This window comes from Martinezella lusitana (assembly GCF_900094565.1).
Classification (GTDB): Bacteria; Pseudomonadota; Alphaproteobacteria; order Rhizobiales; family Rhizobiaceae; genus Rhizobium; species Rhizobium lusitanum.
The window spans coordinates 57104-81428 of record NZ_FMAF01000025.1 but is presented as its reverse complement, the minus strand read 5'-3'; the positions used below and the strand labels follow the sequence as shown (position 1 = coordinate 81428).

22 protein-coding genes and 1 riboswitch are annotated in these 24325 nt (G+C 59.4%); of the genes, 5 read left to right on the top strand and 17 right to left on the bottom strand.

Features of this window, described 5'->3' with window-relative positions; all coding sequences use genetic code 11:
- Positions 1-173 precede the first annotated feature (173 nt).
- Positions 174-1589: an aldehyde dehydrogenase family protein gene (locus GA0061101_RS30240; protein WP_037199492.1), complete on the bottom strand. Its 1416-nt coding sequence runs from the start codon at positions 1587-1589 to the stop codon at positions 174-176.
- A 99-nt stretch (positions 1590-1688) separates the two neighbouring features.
- Here GA0061101_RS30240 and GA0061101_RS30235 point away from each other — a divergent pair, with 99 nt between their 5' ends.
- The gene (locus GA0061101_RS30235) at positions 1689-2609 is read left to right on the top strand and encodes a LysR family transcriptional regulator (protein WP_197070368.1); all 921 of its coding nucleotides are present in this window, start codon (positions 1689-1691) and stop codon (positions 2607-2609) included.
- Positions 2610-2885: 276 nt separating this feature from the next.
- On the opposite strand, the gene ribB is transcribed toward GA0061101_RS30235, so the two are convergent.
- The 7 genes from ribB to GA0061101_RS30200 all read right to left on the bottom strand — a co-directional run bounded on the left by ribB (position 2886) and on the right by GA0061101_RS30200 (position 9842).
- Positions 2886-3530 carry a 3,4-dihydroxy-2-butanone-4-phosphate synthase gene (ribB, locus tag GA0061101_RS30230; protein WP_037199489.1) on the bottom strand — a complete coding sequence of 215 codons (645 nt, stop codon included), beginning with the start codon at positions 3528-3530 and terminating at the stop codon, positions 2886-2888.
- A 114-nt stretch (positions 3531-3644) separates the two neighbouring features.
- Positions 3645-3794: riboswitch (FMN riboswitch) on the bottom strand.
- A gap of 96 nt (positions 3795-3890) precedes the next feature.
- The gene (locus tag GA0061101_RS30225) at positions 3891-4673 is read right to left on the bottom strand and encodes a glucose 1-dehydrogenase (protein ID WP_037199487.1); all 783 of its coding nucleotides are present in this window, start codon (positions 4671-4673) and stop codon (positions 3891-3893) included.
- A 76-nt stretch (positions 4674-4749) separates the two neighbouring features.
- Entirely contained in the window at positions 4750-5487 is a 738-nt protein-coding gene (tpiA, locus tag GA0061101_RS30220; protein WP_037199485.1) for a triose-phosphate isomerase, read from the bottom strand.
- A gap of 4 nt (positions 5488-5491) precedes the next feature.
- The gene (locus GA0061101_RS30215; protein WP_037199483.1) at positions 5492-6280 is read right to left on the bottom strand and encodes an SDR family oxidoreductase; all 789 of its coding nucleotides are present in this window, start codon (positions 6278-6280) and stop codon (positions 5492-5494) included.
- A gap of 22 nt (positions 6281-6302) precedes the next feature.
- Positions 6303-7781 (bottom strand): sugar ABC transporter ATP-binding protein, encoded by a 1479-nt coding sequence (locus GA0061101_RS30210; RefSeq protein WP_037199482.1) that lies wholly within the window; start codon positions 7779-7781, stop codon positions 6303-6305.
- Positions 7782-7809: 28 nt separating this feature from the next.
- Positions 7810-8739: a sugar ABC transporter substrate-binding protein gene (locus GA0061101_RS30205; protein WP_037199481.1), complete on the bottom strand. Its 930-nt coding sequence runs from the start codon at positions 8737-8739 to the stop codon at positions 7810-7812.
- A gap of 119 nt (positions 8740-8858) precedes the next feature.
- Entirely contained in the window at positions 8859-9842 is a 984-nt protein-coding gene (locus GA0061101_RS30200) for an ABC transporter permease (protein ID WP_037199480.1), read from the bottom strand.
- 210 nt (positions 9843-10052) lie between these two features.
- On the opposite strand from GA0061101_RS30200, the gene GA0061101_RS30195 reads away from it, so the two are divergent.
- The 4 genes from GA0061101_RS30195 to GA0061101_RS30180 all read left to right on the top strand — a co-directional run bounded on the left by GA0061101_RS30195 (position 10053) and on the right by GA0061101_RS30180 (position 14333).
- Entirely contained in the window at positions 10053-10862 is an 810-nt protein-coding gene (locus tag GA0061101_RS30195) for a transketolase (RefSeq protein ID WP_037199479.1), read from the top strand.
- Positions 10862-11818, top strand: coding sequence for a transketolase family protein (locus GA0061101_RS30190; RefSeq protein ID WP_037199477.1), 957 nt, complete (start codon positions 10862-10864; stop codon positions 11816-11818). Before GA0061101_RS30195 ends, GA0061101_RS30190 begins: the two co-directional genes overlap by 1 nt.
- A gap of 65 nt (positions 11819-11883) precedes the next feature.
- Positions 11884-13350: an FGGY family carbohydrate kinase gene (locus tag GA0061101_RS30185; RefSeq protein ID WP_037199475.1), complete on the top strand. Its 1467-nt coding sequence runs from the start codon at positions 11884-11886 to the stop codon at positions 13348-13350.
- A 20-nt stretch (positions 13351-13370) separates the two neighbouring features.
- Positions 13371-14333, top strand: coding sequence for a sugar-binding transcriptional regulator (locus GA0061101_RS30180; protein WP_037199474.1), 963 nt, complete (start codon positions 13371-13373; stop codon positions 14331-14333).
- Between the two features lie 86 nt (positions 14334-14419).
- On the opposite strand, the gene GA0061101_RS30175 is transcribed toward GA0061101_RS30180, so the two are convergent.
- From GA0061101_RS30175 to hisD, 9 genes are all read right to left on the bottom strand, one after another.
- On the bottom strand, positions 14420-15601 hold the full coding sequence (locus GA0061101_RS30175; protein WP_037199473.1) for an amino acid aminotransferase: 1182 nt from the start codon (positions 15599-15601) through the stop codon (positions 14420-14422).
- Between the two features lie 61 nt (positions 15602-15662).
- Positions 15663-16445, bottom strand: a complete 783-nt coding sequence (locus GA0061101_RS30170; RefSeq protein WP_037199472.1) for an ABC transporter ATP-binding protein — start codon at positions 16443-16445, stop codon at positions 15663-15665.
- A gap of 1 nt (position 16446) precedes the next feature.
- On the bottom strand, positions 16447-17307 hold the full coding sequence (locus GA0061101_RS30165) for an ABC transporter permease (protein ID WP_037199471.1): 861 nt from the start codon (positions 17305-17307) through the stop codon (positions 16447-16449).
- Positions 17308-17331: 24 nt separating this feature from the next.
- A complete protein-coding gene (locus tag GA0061101_RS30160; protein ID WP_037199470.1) occupies positions 17332-18348 on the bottom strand; it encodes an ABC transporter substrate-binding protein in 1017 nt (338 codons plus the stop codon).
- Between the two features lie 132 nt (positions 18349-18480).
- Entirely contained in the window at positions 18481-19626 is a 1146-nt protein-coding gene (locus GA0061101_RS30155) for an alpha-hydroxy acid oxidase (RefSeq protein ID WP_037199469.1), read from the bottom strand.
- Between the two features lie 3 nt (positions 19627-19629).
- Complete coding sequence (locus GA0061101_RS30150; RefSeq protein WP_092576564.1) at positions 19630-20919, bottom strand: hypothetical protein; 1290 nt, start codon at positions 20917-20919, stop codon at positions 19630-19632.
- 35 nt (positions 20920-20954) lie between these two features.
- Positions 20955-21686 (bottom strand): histidine utilization transcriptional repressor HutC, encoded by a 732-nt coding sequence (gene hutC, locus GA0061101_RS30145; RefSeq protein WP_037199467.1) that lies wholly within the window; start codon positions 21684-21686, stop codon positions 20955-20957.
- Positions 21687-21722: 36 nt separating this feature from the next.
- On the bottom strand, positions 21723-22736 hold the full coding sequence (locus GA0061101_RS30140; RefSeq protein WP_037199466.1) for a zinc-dependent alcohol dehydrogenase: 1014 nt from the start codon (positions 22734-22736) through the stop codon (positions 21723-21725).
- Between the two features lie 4 nt (positions 22737-22740).
- Positions 22741-24069, bottom strand: coding sequence for a histidinol dehydrogenase (gene hisD, locus GA0061101_RS30135; protein ID WP_037199465.1), 1329 nt, complete (start codon positions 24067-24069; stop codon positions 22741-22743).
- Between the last annotated feature and the right edge of the window lie 256 nt (positions 24070-24325).

Sequence of the window (24325 nt, the reverse complement as noted above, 5' to 3'; positions counted from 1 at the left end):
CGGCCTGCGCCGCCTCCGGGACACATGCCCCAAAGATCTCGAAGACATTTGCCATCGACGCAGTGGCCGAACCACACGAGTTCCGGGAGACCGGCAAGGCTGTTGGAAAAGTCCTCGTTCGATTGCAGAATCCGTAAGCCGCACACTTCAGACGCTGCCTCACGTATCGATCGTCACAAGATGACGGCTTTCGGTTCCAGGAACGCCTCCAGTCCGAACACGCCATACTCGCGACCGATCCCCGACTGTTTGAACCCGCCAAATGGAGCGAGCGGCTCATGGGGCGCCCCGTTAACGACCACGCGGCCGCAATCCAGTCGATCCGCAAGCGCCTGCATGCGTGTGACGTCGGTGCCATGAAGATAGGCCTGAAGCCCGTACGGGGTGTCGTTTGCGATGGAGACGGCCTCGTCCTCGTCGCGGTAGGCAATGACCGACAGGACCGGACCAAATATCTCTTCTCGCGCGATACGCATCTGGTTGTCGACGTTGGTGAATATGGTCGGCTTCGTGAACCAGCCGCGATCCAGTCCGGCCGGACGTCCGAGACCGCCCGTCAGGAGATTGGCGCCCTCCTGCATCCCTAGTTCGATGTAGGACTGGACGCGATCGTACTGTTTCCGGCTGACCATCGGACCGATCATTGCGTCCGGATCATCGGGGGCGCCGACCTTGAACGTCTCGACCTCCTGCTGCAACCTGGCCAGAATCTCGTCGAGCCGATGGTTCGGTACCAGAATGCGGGTGCCAGCGATGCAGGCCTGGCCGCTGTTTATGAAGCCCATCCTTAAGACGGCGGGGATGGCCACCTCCAGATCGGCATCGTCGAGAATGATGTTCGGACCCTTGCCGCCAAGCTCCAGCGTGACGCGCTTGAAGGTGTCGGCCGCGCTTCGCAGGATTTCCCTGCCGACCGCGGTTGAACCCGTGAAGGTCACCTTCGCGATGTCCGGATGCCCGCTGAGTTCCGCGCCGACGACATTGCCGAGCCCGTTGACAATGTTGAACACGCCCTTGGGCAAGCCCGCTTCATGCAGGCACTCTGTCAGGGCCTGCGTCTGTACTGCGCTCATCTCGCTCGGTTTGATGACAATGGTCGAGCCGGCAGCGATGGCCGTCGTGAGCTTCGAGGTGATGAAGCCGATGTTGCTATTCCACGGGGTGATGGCTGCGGCTACGCCGATCGGCTGCATGACCACCCGCGCTCGACCCATCCTGCGCTCGAATTCGTATTCCTCCAGAACGCTCGCCATGGTGAGAAAGCTCGAAGCAGCATGGGAAATAGCGAAACGCGTAAAGGTCTGCGGAGCGCCGTATTCGAGTGACATCGCTTCGGTGAGGTCAGAGACGCGCGCAGCGACGGCGGCGTTCAACCGCTTCAGCATGTCGATGCGCTCGCCTTTCGTCGTTCGCGAGAACGCAGGAAAGGCCCGTTTCGCCGCAGCGACGGCGTCGCGCGCGTCCTCGACGCCGCCTAGCCGCACCGTTCCAATTCGTTCTTCCGTGGAAGGATTGTAGAGATCGGCCGTCCCGGTGCCCTTCGGGGTGACGAACTGGCCGTCGATGTAGATTGTGTCGATGTCGCGCATGTCGAACTCCTTTGGATTGCTACGGTATATCTGGCATTTCGGGATTGTCCTGATAAGTTGGTCATATATGCTCAGCCTGATAGGGAATTGCGGACAATGATGCGTGGCTCTCTTGCCGAACTAGAGGCGGTTCTCGCCGTCTCCTCCCACGGTGGGTTTCGAGCTGCGGCTCGCGAGCTAGGAATCTCGTCGTCGTCGCTTAGCCAGCAGATCGCCGCTCTGGAGACCCGCATGGGGGTCAGACTGTTCAATCGCTCCACACGCAGCGTCGTCCTTTCAGCAGCAGGCGAACAGTTTGTGGCAAGTGTCGGTCCAGCGCTGGAGGCGATCCGTAGCGCCGTCGAGCACGTCGACGAGCACCGCGCAGAAGCGACGGGCACCCTGCGCATCAACACATCAGTGGGTGCGACCCGGATGATCCTGACGCCGCTAATCCTGGAATACATGCGCCGGAACCCGCAAATGTCGGTAGAAATCGTCACCGAGGGCGCGCTAGTCGACGTCAACGCCAAGGGCTTCGACGCCGGGATCAGGATTCGGGAAGCCGTTCCCCCTGATATGGTCGTTGTCCCGATCGGCGACACCGTCCGCCCAGCCATCGTCGGTTCGGTCGAATATCTTCAGCGTCATGGGAGGCCGCAGGTCCCGGCAGATCTCCAGAACCACATGTGCATCCGCGCCCGAATGGCAAGCGGCGCGATCTACCGCTGGGAGTTCGAGCGTCGGGGAGAGAGCTTCGCGCTCGACGTTCCGGGCAGGCTCACGCTCGATGACAGCGACCTGATGCTCCGGGCGGTCCGCGACGGAGCCGGGCTCGCCTATCTGAACGAATGGCAGGTCGCAGACGACTTCGCTGCCGGAAGGCTGGAGCAGGTCCTCTTCGATTGGACCCCGCCGTATCCGGGGCTATGTCTCTACTATCCTGGTAGGCGCAATATCCCGGCGAAGCTGCGCCGCTTCGTGGACTTGATCAAGGAACTGCGGCAAAGCAGCGACGTTGAAAGGCAGTCTTCGATTTAAAGGATTCTTGACGAGCTTGGTACTAAGTTCGAGCCAGGGTCTTGGTGAGGGTTGTCTGCGGGGCAGGGTCGCACGCCGGGACCCTGTCCTCTGGATGCACCAACTAGCTTTGGATGAATGCCTGCATATCCGCGTTCAGTGTTCGGGATTGGTGGCGAGCATGCCGTGCAGACAGTCCGCGTCCATTGCCGTGGCAGGTCTCGATGCTCACAAGCATAGACGGCAGCGCAAGCCGCCGTCTATAGCCAAGGAATAGGGGCCGGGGCCGTGCGACCATCAAGCGACGGACCGTTCCGAGTCGAGCAGATCGCGCTGCTTGTGGCTCAGATAGGACTTCAGGTCCTCGATCGTGACCACAAGCAGACCATGGCGCTCTCCAAAGCGTTCAAGGTCCGGCAGGCGGGCCATCGTCCCGTCGTCGTTTGCCACTTCGCAGATGACGCCCGACGGCGCCCGCCCGGCGAGTCTTGCCAGATCGACCGCGGCCTCTGTGTGTCCGGGACGTCCGAGCACGCCAAGAGGATGGGCGCGCAGAGGGAAGATGTGCCCCGGCCGGGCAAAATCGTCAGGTTGAGTTCCTGGCGTGATAAGAGCGCGAACGGTCGCAGCCCGGTCTGCCGCCGAGATCCCCGTCGTTGTTTCGGGGATATAGTCCACGGACACCGTGAAAGCGGTTTTGAGAACTTCCGTGTTGCGCGGAACCATCAGCGGGATGTCGAGCTCGTCGAGCCTCTCGCCCTGCATGGGAACGCAGATCAGCCCACGGGCATGGTTCATCATGAACGTGATCGCTGCGGGGGTGACTGCGTCCGAAGCAATCACGAGATCGCCTTCGTTTTCTCGGTCCCGATCATCAACGACGATCACGATCTCGCCGCGCGAAATGGCTGCGACTGCATCTTCGATTTTGGCTATTGCCATGTGTCTTGCCTTTCAAGGGTTAGCTGCCGTGGCAGCATCATGACCTCTTTCGAAGCCACCGTTTCCCTTGGGCGAACAAGCATGCGACCCGCCACGGACAGGTGGCGTTTGCAGCATTGCTCTCTTCCATCCGGACTATACCGTCGGCTCCGGCATCTCACCGGATCTGCTGACCCTTCCGTCTTGCGGCGAAAGGCGCTCGCGGGCTCCGGGCTTTCGCCCAATACCGCCGGTGGGGAATTTCACCCCGCCCTGAGAACGTTACCAACATAGGCGATGGGGACCCCGTCCGGCAAGGGGTGCTTTGACGCCGGAGCCATTTGGGGCACTTCTCCTATTGAACAGACTGTTTCCAATTCGTCAGGACATGATCAATCCGCCGTCGACGTTGATCGTCTGACCGGTAATGTAGGCCGCGTCGTCGCTCGCAAGGAAGGTGACAAGCCCGGCTACATCTTCGCCAGATCCAGCGCGTTTCATCGGAATTCCGTTCACCCATTCCTTCATGAGTTCGCCGGGCGCGTAATTTCCGAGCAGCTTTCCCCAAGCTTGGTCGTTGTAGGCCCACATGTCGGTTTCGATGATGCCCGGGCAGAACGCATTGACGGTGATCTTTTCGGCGGCAACTTCCTTTGCCAGGCTTTGCGTAATCCCGACAACGCCCATCTTCGACGCCGCATAGTGGGGCGTAAAAATGAACCCGTCGCGCGCCTGACCGGACGCCGTGTTGATGATACGTCCGCCCCGAGCATGCTTGCGCATTCGTGAAATTGCCTCCTGCGCGCACAAGAACACGCCCTTGGTGTTGACGGCCATGACCTTGTCCCATTCGTCCTCGGTCATATCCTCGATCCTGGCAATGGTAATGACGCCGGCGTTCTGGATGGAGACATCGATGCCACCAAACGCTGCCTCGGCCGCGTCGTAGAGTGCCTTGACGCTTGTCTTGTCTGTCACGTCGCCGACGAAGGAAATCGCCTTGCCGCCGTTTTGCTGGATCTGTTCGGCGACAGAGTGCACCAGGTCTTCGTTAGCCGAGACGACGAGATTTGCACCCTCCTTGGCGAAACGTTTGGCGATCGCAGCACCTATACCGCGGCTGGCTCCGGTGATGACGACCGTCTTGTTTTGAAAGCGTTGCATTTTCTCTTCCTTTCGCGGCATAAGCCAAGCCGGGTGCCGATCCTAGGCGACCCCACGTCTGTCGTTTATTCGGACGTCAATTGGCGACGGATATGATCCCGGCAAACTCCGCAGCGTTGAGCGAGGCACCTCCCACCAAGGCACCATCGACGTTTTGAACTGCAAAAATTGCCGACGCGTTCGATGCCTTCACAGACCCTCCGTAGACGATCCTGACACGACGCCCGTCCTCTCCCAGACGTTCTTCGAGCATGTGCCGAATGAAGGAATGGACCTCTTCGATCTGCTCGACGGTCGGAACAACGCCGGTCCCGATCGCCCAGACCGGTTCGTAGGCGATGGCCGTGTTGGCACTGTTTGCGCCGTGGGGAACAGAGCCTTCGATCTGGGCGCAAACAACATCGATAGCCTTGCCCGCGTCACGATCCTCGCGTGTCTCGCCGACGCAGATAATGCTGGTCAATCCTGCCACATGGGCCATTGCGGCCTTGGCCGCCACCGTTGCATCGGTCTCACGATAGGTCGAGCGACGTTCGGAATGACCCAAGATCACGAAGCGAGCGCCCACCTCGGCAAGCATGAAGGCAGAAACGTCTCCGGTATGGGCACCGGACGCCTGCGCATGGCAATCCTGCGCGCCGATGGCGATCGTCGAGCCCTTGGCGCGCTCAAACGCTTTTTCAACAAGCGTGAGGGGCGGGCACACAACGATATCGCACGCCGTGTTGCCCGTTAGTCCCCTCAGCGCCTCGATCTCAGTCAGGGAGGATGCGAGACCGTTCATTTTCCAGTTGCCTGCAATCAGCTTGCGCATGGGTTCACCAGCAGCAAAAGCCGCCGTCGACGAGCAAATCGACGCCCGTGACGAAGCTGGCGGCGTTCGATAGCAGGAAGACCGCGGGGCCAACCATCTCGTCGACATTGGCCATGCGTTGCATTGGCGTCTGCTCTTCGAAGAGCTTGGTCTGATGGACCATCTCCGGGCGCGTGTTCATCGGCGTTGCGGTGTAGCCCGGCGAGATCGTGTTGACGCGGATGCCGCGGTCAACCCATTCCATCGCCAATGACTTGGACATGTGGATCACGCCCGCCTTGGAGGCGTTATAATGCACCTGGCTCAGACCGCGGTTGACGATGACGCCCGACATGGACGCGATATTGACGATCGAACCGCCACCATTCTTCAGCATGGCTCGTGCCTCTGCCTGGCACGACAGGAAGATGCCCTTCAGGTTGATATCCATCAAGGTCTGATACTGGTCTTCCTCCATCTCTTCCGCTGGTTTGGCGTTCGCAATACCGGCGGCGTTGACCGCTAGGGTCAAGGAACCGAGCTCACTCTCGGTTTGCGCAACAGCGTCAGCCAGCGAAGACTTGGTTGTAACATCCGCGGCGATCTCGATCGCGCGGCGACCGGCATCGCGTATATGCTTGGCCGTCTGCGCCAAGCCGTCGTCGGTTCTCCGGTCAAGCAGGGCAACGTCCGCGCCGCATTGCGCAAGACCGATGGCGATCCGTTGCCCAATTCCACTGCCAGCGCCCGTGACAATGGCGATCCGGCCACGGAGGTCGAACAGTTTCGGGGCGTTAAGAGTGATGTCCGGCATCGCTCTTCCTTTCTGTGGTTCCTTAAATTGTTGCCAATTCCATGACCGAGACGTCATTTGCCTGGTCACGGTCGAGTATGCCTGTCTGATTGCCTTGGGACAGAACCAGGATCCGGTTCGAGACCCCCAAAACTTCCTCAAGGTCGGAGCTGACGACGATGACCGCAACGCCCTGGCGAGCGAGATTGACGATGATATCGTAGATGCCTGCGCGGGCGCCGACGTCGATGCCTCGCGTCGGTTCGTCAAGCACAACAACCTTGGGGTCGCGCATCAACCACTTCGCGATCACGACTTTCTGCTGGTTGCCGCCCGACAGGTCGGACGCATATTGCTCAGCACGGCCTTTGACCCCGAACTTCGCCACGGCCTTCTCCGCAAAGGCGCGTTTGACGCGCGATGTGATCCAGCGGCCGCCAAGCTTGTCGAGATTGGCGTAGATGATGTTCTCGCTGATGCGATGGCCGACGACCAGGCCCTGTTCCTTGCGATCTTCTGGCACCATGACGATCCCATGAGCGATCGCGTCAGCAGGATTACGAAGCTTCAGTTCCTCGCCGTCCAGCCGGATCGAGCCGGCGCTGATCGGATCGGCGCCGGAAATGGCACGGACAAGTTCCGTGCGCCCGGCCCCAACCAGCCCGGCAATGCCAAGGATTTCTCCGGCCCGCACGCCAAACGTCACGTCACGGAAGGAATCGTCGGGTGAGGTCAGGCCCGAAACCTGAAGAACCGGACGATCGGTCGGCTCTGGGAGGGCCGGAAACATGCGCTCGAGCGAGCGTCCGACCATACTCTCGACGATCGTGCGCACAGGTGTTGCGCTATCGGCGAACTCCTGGACCCGCTCTCCGTCGCGAAGAACGACGATGCGGTCGGTGATCTTTTTGATCTCTTCCATGCGATGGGAAATATAGATGATCCCGACGCCCTCGGATCGGAGCTTTCTTACCTGTTCAAACAGCGCTTCCGTCTCGGCCCCGCCAAGGGCCGCGGTCGGCTCGTCAAGGATAAGAAGCTTAGCATCCAGCGCCAAGGCCTTGGCAATCTCGATCAACTGCTGATTTGCGGTCGACAGACCTGCGACTTTTCGCGTCGCCGGTATGTGTAGATTGAGCCGAGCGAGCTGCTCTTGAGCGCGCCGAACCATCTGGGCGCGATCGACGACGCCGTTTTTCATGGGCCAGCGCCCGATAAAGACGTTTTCCGCGATGGAAAGGTGAGGCAGGAGTTGAAGCTCCTGATGGATGAGCACCACGCCCTTGTCGATCGCCTCTCTTGGAGTGGCTGGGGCATAGGGCTGCCCCAGCCACGTCATTGTACCTTCGGAAGGTGTGCGTGATCCGGCAATAATGCCTGAAAGCGTCGACTTTCCAGCCCCGTTCTCGCCGAGAAGGGCCAGCACTTCGCCCGCATGGACATCCAGGCTGACATTTTTCAGAACCTGGAGCGGTCCATAGCGCTTCGAAATGCCCTTCAAGGACAGAACCGGATCAGTCACAGCACACCTCCGCAAGTCTTGGATGGCATCAAGGATGGTTGGCGATGAAACCGGCCACATTGTCCTTGGTCGTCAACGTCGCATCGAGCAACTGGACAGGGGGCACTTTTTCGCCTGAGGCAAGCTTGATCGCATTGGCGACCGCATCGCGGCCCATCTTCTGCGTCTGCTGGGTCGCCGTCACGTCAAATACGCCCTTGCCGAGGGCTTCAAGGGCTGCCGTATCTCCGTCAAAACCGCCAACTACGATCTTCTGCGAAGGATTTCCGACCTTGATAGCCTGGGCCGCACCCAGCGCCAGCGCGTCGGCCTGGGCAAACACGATCGACACATCCGGGTTTGCCTGCAGCATGTTCTGCATGATCTGGAACCCCTCGTCCTGAGCCCAGATGTTGGAATACTGCTCAGCAACGATCTTCACATCCGGATAGGCCTTCAGAGCTTCAGCGCATCCCTTGCTGCGGTCTACTTCCGGCGTGGTGCCTTTCTGGCCGTGAATGATAACCATCTTGCCTTTGCCGCCGGCAGCCTTGAGGATGTAGTCGCAAACCGCCTTTGCCGACGACACTGAATCCGTGGCGAGGAAGGTATCGCCCGGTGCGCCCTCGGCATTGCGGTCGACGTTGACGACGGGAACGCCGGCGTTCTTGGCGAGTTTGACCGGAACGCTCGCAGCCGCAGCACCCGCCGGGATATAAATCAGCGCATCGATCTTCTGGGTCAGCAGATCCTGGATCTGGTTGACTTGGGTCGGGCCATCGCCCTTGGCATCGACGGTCACGACCTGGATGCCGCGCTTCTTGGCCTCGTCCTCGACGGACTGCTTGATCTGATTGAAGAAGTTCGCCTGAAGGTTTGCAACGGCCAGACCAATTTTCTTGACCTCTGCGGCATGCGCCGATGAAAGGCTTAGGCCGACGAGAGCAGCCGAAGCGAGCAGAGTGCGCGCAAGATTCATTTTAGTTCCTCCTTTGTTGATCACCCATGGGTAAGTCCTCCCCCTTGGGTCATGAGATCCGCTCCAAACCTTTCGGAGAGGAATTCTTTAAAGTCCGGCCGCGCGCGGCCGGGAAAGTCTCAGGCCGCTCGTCGCCTGCGAATGGTCTCGGCGCCGACGGCGAGCACGATGACAACTCCGATGATGACCTGCTGAAGAAAAGGCGAGACGTTGAGCAGATTGAGGCCGTTGCGAAGCACGCCGATGATCAGGACGCCGATGAGCGTGCCGCCGATCCCGCCAGATCCGCCTGAAAGCGACGTGCCGCCAATGACGACGGCGGCAATCGTATCCAACTCATAGCCGAGGCCGCTCGACGGCTGAACGGAATCGAGACGGGCGGCCAACACAATGCCGGCAAGGCCTGCAAGAACCGCACTGGCGATGTAGACCCCGATCGTCACAATCTTCACCTTGATGCCGGCAAGACGGGCAACTTCCGGATTGCCGCCAACTGCGTAAAGCATGCGTCCCTCGGATCGGAAGTGTAGAAATACCCAGGCCGCAAGGACGACCGCGAGCATGAGGAACACGGTTGCCGTCAGAACGCCGAAATGACGATCGATGGCGAGCATCGTGAACCAGTCGGGAAAGCCAACGATCTGCTGTCCGTCGGTGATCATGTTCGCCACGCCGCGTGCCGCCGACATCATGGCAAGTGTCGCGATGAAGGCGGGCACCCTAAACATGGTCACGAGAAGCCCCACGATCAGCCCGCTTGCAGCCGACGCTATGAGCGCGAAAGCAACTCCGAGAGGCAGCGGCAGTCCCGCGACGTTTGCCGTCCAACCCATGACCATGGTGGACAGGGCAAGCACCGAACCGACTGACAGATCAATACCCCCGATCAGGATGACGAAGGTCATGCCGACCGCCATGATCCCGAGGACGGTGATCTGATCGAGAATGTTGAGGCCGTTGCGAAGCGACAGAAAGGCATCGGTGCTGACGCTCAGGAAAACACACAAGGCAAGCAGTCCAACGAGCGGGCCAGTGGCGCCAGCGAGCTTGCGAAGCCATGTCCCGGACGGACGGCTCTGTTCATTGACGTCGATCGCCACCATCGTTCCTCCCTGGAAATAAGGCCGTTGGCCAATATTCCTTCACTATAGAATAAATATTCACACGTGCCGGAAAATGCATTAACAAGCCAGTGAGGCGCTGTCAACCGGTCTGTGGAGCATCAGCTGCGTTGGACTGGGGTGTGGAGGGCTTGACTAATACGCTTTGTGTGCAAAAATATAACTGTGTGAATAATTATGCAGGAGACAGTGATGGAGCCATCGGACCTTGAACGGATCGCCCGCCAGATACGTCTGCGCGACCTTCAGGCTGTGTACGAAGCGGGCGCCGGCCATATCGGTGGTGAGATGTCGGTCATCGACCTTTTGACCGCGCTCTACTTTCGCGTTTTGCGTATCTGGCCGGACCAGCCGAAAAATCCCGATCGCGACCGTTTCGTGCTTTCGAAGGGGCACACCGCCTGCGCGCTCTATGTCACACTGGCCAAGCGAGGATTCATCCCGGAGGATGAGATCCATACCTTCTTACAGCCGCACTCCCGGCTGAACGGTCATCCCAACTGCAACAAGGTCCCTGGTGTGGAGACCAATACCGGCCCTCTTGGGCACGGTCTTCCCGTGGCTGTCGGGATGGCGAAAGCGGCGAAATTGTCAGGAGCCGGCTATCATACCTATGTGATCACTGGCGACGGCGAAATGCAGGAAGGGTCGAATTGGGAAGCCATTATGGCAGCACACCAGTTCCGTCTGGACAATCTTACGCTGGTCATCGACCATAACCGATTTCAGCAGGGGGCTGCGCTATCGGACACCAACGACGTTGCCCCGCTTCGGCCGAAGCTCGAAGCCTTCGGATGGCGCGTCACGGAAATCGACGGCAACAACATGCATGAGATCGTTCCGGCGCTTGAAAGCCGCGGCGACCATCCACACTGCATCGTCGCCCACACCAACAAGGGGCATGGCATCTCCTTCATGCAGGATACCGTCGATTGGCATCACAAGGTTCCGAACAAGGAGCAATACGAAATCGCATTGGCAGAACTGTCGGAGGCACTTTGATGAACGGGCCCGTAAATACACCTAGGTTGCACGACTGCCGCGATGCTTTCGCAGCCGCCCTCGAGCGGCTTGCCACGCAGGACGAAACCATCGTCGCCGTTTGCAATGACTCCGTTGGTTCGTCAAAGCTTAGCGGCTTCAAGTCGAAGTTTCCCGGTCGCCTTGTCAATGTTGGCATCGCCGAACAGAATATGGTCGGGGTGGCCGCAGGCCTCGCCAATGGCGGCCGATTGCCCTATGTCTGCGCTGCAGCGCCGTTTCTGACCGGCCGCTCGCTCGAACAGATCAAGGCCGATATCTCCTACTCGAACGCCAATGTGAAGCTTGTCGGCATTTCGTCGGGAATGGCCTATGGCGAACTTGGCCCAACCCATCATTCGATCGAGGATTTCGCGTGGACGCGGGTTCTGCCGAACCTCCCGGTGATTGCGCCCTGTGACCGGATCGAGACTGCCGCCGCCGTCGAGTGGGCCGCGACCTATAGCGGGCCATGCTTCCTGCGCTTGTCGCGTGTGGGCGTACCCGACCTCTTGCCTGAGGGTCACATATTCGAACTGGGCAGGGCCAACGTTTTGCGCGAGGGCTCCGACGTCACGCTCATCGCAAACGGCACATTGACCCACCGTATCGTCAAAGCGGCGGAGATTCTGAACGAGCGCGGTATCGACGCGCGGGTGCTCAATCTTGCGACCGTCCGACCGATCGACGAAGCGGCAATCATTGCTGCGGCCAGGGAAACCGGCGCGATTGTGACGGCGGAAGAGCATTCGATCTTTGGCGGGCTGGGCTCTGCGGTTGCGGAAGTCGTGGTTGACTACGCGCCTGTGCCAATGAAGAGATTGGGCGTTCCAGGCATTTTTGCCCCGACCGGTTCCGCCGAATTCCTTCTCGACGAGTTCGGTATGTCTCCAACGGCGATCGCCGACGCCGCGCAGGCACTGATCAAACGGAAATAATCTGATAGCAGCTTCATGAGCCGGGGCGCGTATCCGCCCCAGCCGTTCGTTTCGAGGAGATGACGATGCGAGCAATTCTGGCCATCGACCAGGGCACCACCAACTCCAAGGCGGTTCTGGTGTCTGAAGGCGGGGATGTCGTGGCCCGAGGCTCCGCAGCGGTGGGTATTTCCTATCCAAAGCCCGGCTGGGTCGAACAGGATCCGAACAGGCTCTTTGCTTCCGTTTGCGAGGCCGTCAATGCCTGCCTGGAAACGATGCCAGGCATTTCCATCGAGGCAGTGGCAATCTCCAATCAGCGCGAGTCGGTGACCGCCTGGGATGCGGACATCGGAGAAGCCCTCGGGCCAGTTTTAAGCTGGCAGTGCAGGCGCACGGCAACTGATTGCGAACGCCTCATCACCGAAGGGCACTTTGATCGCGTCCAAGCCCTGACCGGCCTTCCACTTGACCCGATGTTTCCGGGTCCGAAATTCCGTTGGCTGCTGGATCGCCTGGAGAGCGGCCGCAGGGTACGGCTGGGTACGATCGACAGTTGGCTCATCCACTGCATGACCGGCGGGCGTCGACATGTTTGCGACGCCTCCAACGCTGCGCGAAGCCAGTTGTTCGACCTGAAGACACAAACCTGGAGCGACGAACTGGGCGCGATTTTCGGCGTCGATACGTCGTTCTTGCCGGAGGTTCTGGACAGTTCGGCGGATTTCGGCACCACCCTTGGATTTGCAGGGGTACCCGATGGAACCCCAATACGTTCTGCGATCGGCGACAGTCATGCGGCCCTGTTTGGCCATGGTGCCTTTACGCCAGGCGACGGCAAGATCACGTTTGGAACGGGCTCCTCGGTCATGACCACGCTTCCGGCATTCATAGCGCCGCGCAATGGCATCACCACGACGATCGCCTGGCGCCTTGGCGGCCGGCCGACCTATGCATTCGAAGGCAATATACTGGTGTCGGCCGCGAGCCTGCCGTGGATGGCGAACATCCTGGGTCTTGCGGATGTCGGCGCGCTTGTCGAACTCGCGGCAACCGCAGAGGCTGGTGGACCTGGCTTCGTGCCGGCTTTCGTTGGCCTTGGCGCGCCATATTGGAATTCCGACGCGCGCGCCCTGTTTTCGCACATCAACTTCAGCACCACGCGCGCGCAGATGGCTCGTTCCGTGACCGATTCCATCGCCTTACAGGTACATGACGTGATCGCAGCGATGCGGGCACAAAGTGGCGGCGAACTTGGAGCCCTCTATGTCGACGGCGGGCCGAGCCAGAACCGTTTTTTGATGCAGTGCGTGTCCAATCTTGTCGAGCATGCCGTCATCCAATGCGAAGCCCCCGAGGCATCGGCTCTCGGCGCCGCCTATCTTGCCGGCCTTTCCATTGGTATGTGGCGTGATCTCGGCGTCATTTCCGACTTGCCTCGGAGCACGCACATCATCTCGCCGGAAGCCACCGACCGATCGGCATTGCTGAATACGTGGAATGATGCATTGTCGCGCTCGACGTTGCGGTCCACACCAGTTAAATGTGAATAAAAATTCACACTGGAACCGATATGGCCCGCTTGCACGAACTCCGCCTGATCTCGAGAGTCGCTCAGATGTATCACATTGAGAAGCGGCGGCAGGCAGAGATCGCCGATCACCTTCGTCTGTCACAGGCAACCGTTTCGCGAATGCTGAAACGTGCCGAGGCGGAAGACATCGTTCGAACGAGCGTCATCCCGCCTGCAGGAACCTATAGCGAGCTCGAAAGCGTGCTTCGAGAGAAATACGGCCTGCCTGAAGCCGTGGTCGTCGAATGTACCGAAGACCGCGATGCGGCCATCATGGCCCGGATCGGCGAAGCCGCCGCCCATTTACTCGAAGTCACGCTCGCACCAGGCGAGATCATCGGCGTGTCGAGCTGGAGCCAGACGATCTTCAAGATGGTCGAAAACATCCATCCGCAGAAAAGTGCCCAGGTCAAATACGTTGTTCAAACGCTAGGGGGAATGGGTGATCCGTCCGTCCAGACCCATGCAACGCAGTTGACGACGAGACTTGCGCGATTGACCGGTGCCGAGCCGAAGCTGCTTCCAGTTCAAGGATTAACGAGTTCGCGTGAGGCCAAGCTTTTGATGCTCGCCGATCCCTTTGTTCGCGAGACCATGGACCTTTTCGGCAGCATTACGCTTGCGATCGTCGGCATCGGTGCAGTTGAACCGTCCGAGTTGCTGGCGCGATCCGGCAACATCTTTTCCTCGCGCGAACTCGCCGATCTTGCCGAGGCAGGGGCCGTCGGTGATATCTCATTGCGTTTCTTCGATGCAAATGGCCGGCCGGTGAAGACCCCCTTGGACGAGCGGGTGATCGGACTTCCGCTTGAGGATCTTAAAAAGGTTGGCCGCGTCATAGCGCTCGCCGGAGGCGCTAAGAAGGCTGCTGCCATTGCTGGCGCGTTACGGGTTGGGGTGATCGACATGCTGGTGACGGACAAGTTCACTGCCCAACGATTGATCGATCAACCCGATCCCTGAGCTCAGGCTTATGCGATGGATCTGTGCCGCGATACACAGAGACGCGCAATTTGCCCGCTCCGGCCTGTCATTTGCTTCAAATTAACTCAGAGCACGGCAACCACGGCCCTGGCGAGGTCGTCGAGCCTATCCTCTCTGAGGCCTGCGACGTTGAAGCGAGAATCGCTGACCATATAAATCCCGAACTCGTCTCGCAGGCGATCGACCTGCGCTTCGGTGAGGCCGAGGCGCGAGAACATACCCCGGTGGTCGGCGATGAAGTCGAAACGCGAGGAGTTGGACTGGCGACGGAGTGCTTCGGCAAAGCCCTTGCGCAGATTGAGCATACGGAGTCGCATGGCTTCGAGTTCGGACTTCCAGTCGGCGCGCAGTTCATCGTCCTCGAGGACAATACGGACGGCGGCGGCGGCATGATCCGGCGGCATGGAATACAGCACGCGAGTGGTCGCTAGCGCCTGGCTGCCGGCGATCTTTACGCTTTCGGTGTCCTTGCCCATCAGGATGACGGCGCCGACGCGGTCGCGGTAGACCGAAAAGTTTTTCGAGCAGGAGGTGGCGACAGCCATTTCCGGCACCCTGCTTGCGAGCAGGCGAACGGCGGCGGCGTCTTCCTCCAGACCGTCGCCGAAGCCTTGATAGGCAAGATCGATGAAGGGGAAAAGGTCGCGTTCGATGAGAAGATCTACGACCGGACCCCACTGCTCGATCGTCAGATTGGCGCCGGTCGGGTTGTGGCAGCAGCCGTGCAGGAGGATGATGTCGCCGGCCTTCGCCTGCTTCAATCCCGCCAGCATGGCATCGGTCTTCACCGTGCCGCTGGCTGGATCGAAATAGGGATAGGTCGCGGTTTTGAAGCCTGCAGCCTTCAGGATCGGAACATGATTCACCCAGGTCGGGTCGGAGAGCCAGACGATGGCGTCAGGTCGAGCCTTTGCGAGCAGGTCGGCGATCGTGCGGAGTGCGCCCGAGCCGCCCGCTGTCTGGCACGCGAACATGCGCGAGAGATCGGCCTTCTCGCCAAAGACCAGCTTCAACATGGCCTTGTTGAAACCTTCATCGCCCGCCATGCCGACATAGGTCTTGGTCGTCTGGCTTTTATAAAGGCGCTTCTCGGCGTGACGCACGGCCCGCATGATGACGGTCGCACCCTGGGAATCCTTGTAGACGCCGACACCGAGATCCATTTTCGTCGGCCGCTCGTCGTTCTTGTAGAGAATCGAGAGGCTGAGAATTTTGTCCGGCGGGGCGGCAGTGAGGGTTTCGAACATCGCTTTTCCTTTGAATTGAGATCAAATGCAGAGCTGATTCAGCCGCCTCGCATTGGCTGAATCAATGCTCCAACTCAGTTTGCGATCCGGCGCGGATCGCGGCAAGAACCTGCTTTTGAAGGGCAACGAATTCCGACGTGGAAATCATGTCCTGGTTTCGCGGACGGGAAAGCCCGACGTGGAAGGTCGCGTTAATGCGTCCTGGATTGATGCTCATTGCCACGATACGGTCGGATAGATAGACGGCTTCTTCGACGTCATGGGTGACAAAGAGAACCGTTAGCCGATGCTCTTCCCAGATCTGGGTCAGCAGTTCCTGCATCTGGTGACGAGTCAGAGCGTCCAGCGCGCCGAACGGCTCATCCATCAATAGCATTTTCGGGCGGTAAGAAAGGGCACGCGCAATGGCGACGCGCTGCTTCATGCCGCCCGAGAGTTGCGAGGGGAATGCATCAGCGAATTTGGTGAGTTTTACAAGTTCGATGTGATGACGGGCGACATCCCGGCACTCGGCTTTCGGCAGCCCGGCCGCCTGCAGGGCGAATTCGACATTCTGCTGTGCGGTTAGCCACGGCAGCAACGTGTAGGATTGGAAGACAACGCCGCGATCGAGCCCGGGGCCGACGATCGGCGCACCATCCGTCAGAAGAACGCCATTATCGAAGCCCTGAAGTCCGGCGACGATCGACAGCAGAGTACTTTTGCCGCAGCCGGAAGCACCGACCAACGAGACGAACTCGTTGTCGGCGAGTTCCAGGTCGATATCGCTAAGGGCATGGACGGTGCTTTTCCTACCACCGTACCACTTGTTGAGGCCCTCGATCTTGAGTTTGGGTTCGCTCATCTCAATGCCTCGAAGCGTAACGGAAGAAGACACGCTCGAGGGCCTTCATGCTTTGGTCTGTGATCAGACCGAGTAGGCCAAGGAGCAGGATATAACCAATGATCGTCTGCGTCTGGAAATATCGCTGCGAGACAACGATGCGATAGCCGAGGCCTGATGTCGCCGCGACAAGTTCTGCCAGCACAAGCCAGGTCCAGGCCCAGCCAAGGCTGATACGCAGCGTGTCCCAGATGCCGGGGAGGGCTGACGGCAGGACAATGCGGCGCAGGATCTTTGTCTCCGACATGCCGAGCGTGCGGCCTAGTCCTACGAAGTCGGTCGGAACGCGCTTGACGCTGTCCATAACCATCAGCACCTGCTGGAAGAAGGTTCCGATAAAGATGATGACGAATTTTTGGATATCGCTTGTTCCGGCCCACAGAATGGTGAGCGGAACAAAAGCGACGACAGGCATATAGCGGACGAAGTCGACGAAGGGCTCGATGGCCGCTTCCCAGGTCTTGAAACAGCCGATCATGATCCCAATCGGGATCGCCAGCGCCGATGCAATCAGAAAGCCGACAAGCATACGATAGATACTGATGCCGGCATCGGTCCACAGCGTGCCATCGATCGCCAGTTCCATCATCTTGGCCCACACTGCTCCGGGCGAGGGCAGGAAAATCGGCTTCACCCAACCGGTGATGGTAGCAACCCACCACACGGCAAACAGCAGGGCAAAAACGGCAACTGCAATCAGTAGAAACGACTGGCCGCTGATCGGATCCCCGATCCGAAAGGCACTGGGTGGTCTACCGACGCCCGCGCGCGATTGCGTGCGGGGTCTTTCCTTGGATGTCGACGACAATTCTGAGCTAGACATTACGGTCCCGTTGGTGGCCAAAGGTCACTTGTTCGCTGCATCGACAAAGGATGTGTCGATCATGCTGTCGGCGGAAACGTCCTGGGTCACGAGGCCGGCCTTTTTGGCCGCCTTCAGAACGTCGGCGAAGGTCTTGGTCTTGAAGTCACCGGCAAAGGCCTTGGCGGCTTCGGCAGAAGAATAATACTGAACGCCGTCGAAGGCGGTTTTCAGATCATCCGGGGCGGCGCCCACGGCCTTGGAGATGATGACGCGGTCCTCTTCCGTCTTAGCCTTGTAATCGGCCAGAGCCGCATCCCAGGCCTTGATCATGGCCAGAACCTGCCCTGGCTTCTGCTTCAGCACCTCCTCGCGAACGACGAGGACGTCGGAGACAAGGCCCGGATCCTTGCCGGCTTCAAAAAGCAGCTTGATATTCTTGTCCTGGGCGAGCGCCGTTGAAATATAGGGCTCGTAGGTGACAGCGACGGGGACACGGCCTGCAATCAGTGCCGTTCCCGCATCAGCCGCCGGCATCGGTACGCGGACGACATCGTCGATCGTCATGCCGTTGCTGGCAAGCGCGTAGTTCAGAAGGATGTCGCTTGTCGTTCCTTCCTCGAAGGCAATGTTCTTACCCTTGAGGTCAGCGACGCTCTTAATGTCGCTTCCGGCAAGAATCGCGTCCGCCTTCAGGCTGAAATCAAGAAGCGAGACGATCTTCACCGGCAGGCCGGCGGCGACCATGCCCATGGCGGTGTGCGTGGCGATATTGGCAGCGTCGAGCTGACCGCTGGCAAGTGCTGCGTTGATGTCCTTGTCTTCGCTGAAGTTGACAAGCTCGACATCTTCAAGGCCAGCTTTCTTGAACAGGTCCTTGCTGGCGGCGACGTGCCACTGACCGTAACCGAGCCACGGCTCGATGCCGATCTTAAAGGTGCCCGGTTCCGGCTTGGACGGAATCTGATCCTGAGCGTTAGCCTGCCCTATGGCGAGGACACCGACGATCCCGAGCGCGATCGCTACGCGGGAAAACTGCTTGCTGATGGATTTGTGGTTCATTGGAAACCCCTCTATTTGTTGATTTTAGCGGATCATGCGGCTTTCATCTTGTGAAGTTTGACGCCACCCATCAAAGTCATGGTGGGCGAATATGGAATGGAAGTGTTTGTCTCCTTTCGCCGGCGTTAGCGGTTACTGTTTGAGTATGAGGTGCGAGCCACGCTCCTTTAGGTCGGCGATCGAGCCGACGCCCATCAAAGCCAACGTAATCGAGATCTCGCGGCGCAACGTCTCGATCGCACGGTCGACCCCGGCCTGGCCGGCGGCTGCGAGACCATAGGTATAGGCTCGACCCAGCATGACACCGTCAGCGCCCAATCCGATTGCCTTGACAATATCGCTTCCCCTTCGCACGCCCCCGTCGAGCATCAGCGTAAAATCCGGTCCGACCGCGGACCGGATGTCGGGGAGCGCGGCGATCGTGCTCATGGCGCCATCGAGTTGACGGCCACCATGGTTCGAAACCACAATGCCGTCGACGCCGACCGCTTGCGCTTTCGTTGCATCCTCAGGCGAAAGAATACCCTTGATGACCAGCTTACCTTTCCACCGGTCGCGCAATGCCTCGATGTCCTTCCAAGCGAGCTTCTTGTCGACGCGCCTGGAAAGATTGGCCGCCTGTTCGAGCGCTCCCCTCCCGAAATCTGTGCGATGCTCCACTGCTCGAACGGAGGGCATGCCACCGCGACCGACGTCGAACAACCAGGCGGGCTTTCGGCAGAGACTTGCAAACAGACGCGGCGTGATGTGGGTCAGGGATCGGAAACCGTTGCGCACATCACGTTCGCGGATGGCGGTGATGGCGGTATCGACGGTCACGTACAGAGCCTCGACATCGGCCTCTTCCGCAGCGCTCAGAAACTCCTCACAGAGCGTGCGGTCATCGAGCACATAGAGCTGAAAGTGCAACGCGCCATCCGTCGCGCTACGGAGGTCTGCCAGCGACGCGATCGAGAAGGTCGAAAGACAGAAGGGGATGCCGGCAGCGTGGGCGGCGATTGCTGCCTTTTGTTCTCCGTTTCTCGTGTAGAGACCAAGGAAGCCGACCGGTCCCAGCATAAAGGGAAGAGGATGTCGTCGTCCGAGATATTCGGTCGACAGATCAGGCTCGGCATAGTCGTTGAGAACATTTTGACGTAGCCGCAAAAGCGAGAAATCATCTCTGTTTCGACGATAGGTTTCCTCCGCAAAGGAGCCGCCGTCGATGTAATCGAAGAAGAGCTTCGGCAATCGCCGGCGCGCGGCCAGCCGGAGGTCGTCGATATTGACAATCGTCACAACCTACCCCTCCGGATCTATCGCTGCGAGGAAGCGGGTTATCAGGTCCTCGCTCTCCTCAGGCTCCGAGCCGACCATCATCGCCACTGAAAGACCGATCAGGGAGGATGTCGGATTGTGGCTCGTAGCACCGGCCCGCAGGTTCATGACGAGTGTCGGGCAGAGGAAAAGTCCGAGTCGGACGACCTTTCGCCAATCGGAAGGAAGCATGCCCCGCTGCTTGAGGGCGGCAAGCAATGGCTTCCACATTGCTTCGGCCTTCGTTTTCAGGAGCGCGGCTCGAACCGGGCTTAGTGTCCAATCGAAATCCGCAAAGAGACGGCCGTTCTCGTAGCTGGCGGTCGCATTGAATTTCTGTTCGGCAAGAGCCGGATCATAGAGCCAGTAGGGATGCGCCAGGATATTGTGGAAGGTCGTCTTTACCTCTGCGAGAAGCGTCGGGATGTGCTCGCCGGCAAAGGCGGGGTCAAAGAACGACAGGCTCGCGCCCCCTTGCTGCTTTTCGAACCAGACATTGGCGTTGTGGGCGTCGCCATGTGCTGTCACCCCGCCATTATCCGCCAGATGGGCAGGGTTCAGTCTTTCATGCGCCGCGTCGAACAACTCCCCAAGCGTGTTGCGGTATTGAATGCCATTGATGACAAAGTGGGCTTTCGAGAGCGCGTCCCAGGAAAGCGTCACGCCGGGAAGTTCGAACGCCTTGCCGACGTAAAAGCTCGCCAGCCGACCACCAGGGTAGGTTCCGTCCGGGGCCGTGACCAACCGGTCGTAGAACAGCCGGTGGACCGGCTCCTTTGCAACCTGCTTAGGCGCGACGGGATGCAGCGTCTTCAGGTAGACGGACAGGACGGTCTCATTGAGCCGGCGCTCCGCATCCACGGCCTGGCGTGCCATTTCCTCATCATGAAGCTCGTCGAGCGCGCGCAAAACATCGGAAAAGCGCGGATCCCTCCGGCGCCTGTAGACGAGGATCTGTTCGCCGGGAAGGGTCGACATCATAAGTGGTTGGTCGACCGGCAAGCCGGCTTTGGCAAGGATATCGGCACGATAGTACTCACCGCTCATCTCCTCCTCATTTTCCTCCTGATGGAATTTGAAGAAGTAGGGCTTTCCGTCGGCCTCGAAGAAGCCATTCAGCGAATTGAGGCTGTATTGGTCGTGGTTGATCGCCAGATCGCGTGCTTCGATCCTAAACAGATCTCGCAACAGGTCCGCAAGCATAGCCTCGGCGCCACCGTCGCGTTTTTGGGCCTTCTCCCGGATGGCTGCGGTCCGACTGCTGGGCTGCCCCATGATTTCTCTCACTCCTGGAATGACACGAAGGCTGTTCATTTCTTCGGCGGTAAGTATCTGCTGCCAAGCGAATAGCGGCTGCCGACATAGGTGAAGGTATTGACCGTTGCGATCGTCTGCCCTGTCCATGTTTTTCGGTTTAGAACCAGGCAGCTGTCGCGCTCACGAATATGGAGGAGGCGTGCATGTCTCTCAGTCGCCGGGATGGCACTGATGAGATGCTCGACTTCGGTTAGCGGTGTACTGTGCTGAAGGTAATCGTAGGTGCCGATGGACGTAAAATCCTGATCCAGATAGTTCTTCACGAGTTCCGTATTGACGTAACGCTCCTCGAGTTGAACAGGGACGCCATTCTCGTAGTGAACGACCATCGAATGATCGACAGGGCAAAGCTTTCTGAACTCGAACGCGTCCAACAGCATTTGGTCCGGCCGCTCGATCCGTTCGAGCAAGATTACCTCTGCGCGGTGTTGGCTTCCACGCGCCTTGATCTCCGTGATGATATTGCTGATCTCGATGAGGGTCGACTGTGCCTTGGGAGGCGAGACGAATGTCCCGACGCCCTGGACCCTGCGCAGATAGCCTTCGGCTGTCAGTTCGCGAAGCGCGCGATGGACCGTCATGCGAGAAACGCCGAGCGAAGACGTTAATTCATGCTCGGACGGGAGCTTTTCATTCTGTGGCCAATTGCCGTTTCCGATATTGTCGAGGACGAAGTCCTTGACCTTTTCGTAGAGCGGTAGCGCGGTGTTTGAAAGACCGGGCAATTTCTATCTCCGTCTCACGCCGAGGCGTTTGCTTGATCAATCGGCTATTCGAACGATCGTTTTTAATTTGGTTGAGCGACCATCGATCAGTCGGCGGTATGCATCGGGAACTTCGTCGAGCGAGCTCAGGACCTCGCTGAATTGCAGAAGTGAGGACTGCAGTTTTGGCAACAGCGCGATGGCGTCGGCGAGCTCGTCTTCAAAGGCGTGGCAGCCAACGAGGGAAATCTCGCGCTCGACCAGGAGGTTGGGATCCAGATCCAGCTTTCCGTGGCTGATGCCCACGAGAGCGAATGCGCCGCCCCCGTCGAGAAGTTCGATGGCTTGCGCGATGGCCTTTGTGCTTCCCGTTGCATCCACCGCGTACCGGAGTCGCGCGTCGCCGAGAGCAGTCCTTGCTTGCGATTTGTCCAGCGCGACCACGGAGCCTCCGCAGAGGCGGGCCACCATCTCGGCACGACTACCATTCAAATCCGCAAACAACAGCTTTCCATCGTGGAGATGTGAAAGCAGCAACCCGCAGAGACCGCCTATCGTCCCACAGCCGATGAGAATAATCGCTTCGCCTTGGGGCGGATTGAGCCGTCGTACCGCATGAAGCGCGACGGCCAAAGGTTCGGCCATGGCCGCCACTGCAGGATCAAGGGAGGGGTCGTGCTTGCAAACGAGACGGGCGGGTAGTTGGGTCTGCCCCGCGAACCCTCCGTCGCATACCTCGCCGACGAAACCGAGATGTTCGCAGATATTGGTCCGGCCCGACCCACATGCTTCACATCGGCCACAGTAAAAGCGGGAGTCAGCGGCGACCAGATCACCGATCGCGAGATCTTCGACACCCTCTCCAATTGCGGAAACGCGCCCACAGAATTCGTGGCCCGCCGTCGATGGACGTCTGCTGATCCACTGGCCGGTTCGGTAGTTGTGAATGTCCGAGCCGCAGATTCCCGCGGCGCGAACATCGATCGTCACGTAGCCCCTGGGCGGCGACAGAGGTCTGTCGACTTCCTCGACCCTGAGATCAAACGCGTCGTAAAGCCGAACCGCCTTCATCCTGTCAGCCTCGCTTTGGCAGATAGTTGTCGCGGACCGCCGAGACTGCATGCGCGTGGGATGAGAAGCCTTCGTATTCCGCGAGCTTGTGGGCATGCTTTGCAAACTCCGGATAGGCCGACGCTGTGACATAGCCGATCGAACTGCGCTTCACAAAATCGGTCACCGACAGCGGGCCGAACGTGCGCGCCCACCGGCTCGTCGGCAGCACGGCGTTTGGACCGAGGCAGAAGTTGGCGATGCTGACGGGCGTATGCGGACCCATGAGGATTTCCGCGGCCTCGGTGATCTGTCCGAGATGAGCGAAGGGATCCTGCGACAGGAGTTCGAGATGCTCCGGCGCGTAGGCATTGACGAAGTCGTAGCTTTGCTCGACCGAGGAGGTGAGAATGATCCCACCGCATTTGCCTGAAAGGACGGCGCTCGAGAACTGGACGCGCTGTTCCGTCATGCGCGCCCAGTGTTCGGGCAGCGCGGCGAGGGCTTCCTCGGCCACGCGGCGGCTATGGGTCACGAGATAGGCGGAAGAGTCCGGCCCGTGCTCGGCCTCGATCAACAGGTCAAGTGCTGCAAGGCCGCCATGGACAGTGTCATCCGCAAAGATGATGGCTTCGGAAGGGCCAGCGGGCAGGCCCGTATCGATGATGCCTGACAGGCTCCGTTTGGCTGCAACCACCCAAGGGCTTCCCGGCCCGACGATCTTCAGCGCCGGCTTGATCGTTTCTGTCCCGTAGGCGACGGCTGCAACCGCCTGAGCACCGCCGACCTTGTAGACAGTTTCCACGCCGGCCAGACGCGCTGCGACCAGCGTTGCAGCGTCCACGCTACCGTCCGGCGCAGGGGGAGTGACGATCGCCAGGTTCGGAACGCCCGCAACGACGGCGGGGATAGAGGTCATCATCGTGACGGACGGAAACGAACCCTTGCCGCGCGGGACATAGAGCGCAACGGACTTGATCGGAGTGAAGCGGTCGCCGGCGAAGGCGCCCGGCTTTATCTCCTTCAGCCACATGGCTTCTGGTTTCTGTTCCTCATGGAAATGGCGGATATTCTGAATGCCGAAGGTGATGGCTTCGATTACGTCCTCGCTGACAAGCTTGAACGCCGCATCGAACTCGGCATCGGTGACCTTGATTGTTGCTTCTGTGATATCCGCCTTGTCGAGCTCCCGGCCGAAGCGGGCGACGGCCCGGTCGCCTTCCGTGCGCACGGCCTCGAGGATCGGCGCCACTTTCTCGACGAACCCGGAAATGTCCGTTTCGGATCGGCGTAAGAGCATGGCCTTCTCATCCGGTCCAAGATTGGAATATTCATGAAAGCTGACTCTGGTCATTGATCACACCCTTGTTGGCGCACAGAGGCGCACACAGCCGCAGTCGTTCGCGCGCTGACGGCACGACGATCCAGGTTGCCTGCAGGTCATGCTGGAACGCACCGCAAATCGGTGGCCGGTGATGCAATACCCTGCAAGCTATTCGTGCGAGGAAGCCGGATTTGGTTATCCGACAAATTCCCAGGAAGTCTGAGACTTCGTTCCCGTTTTTTATTGTCTATAGATGTCTATACATTTATAGACAACATCATCATTC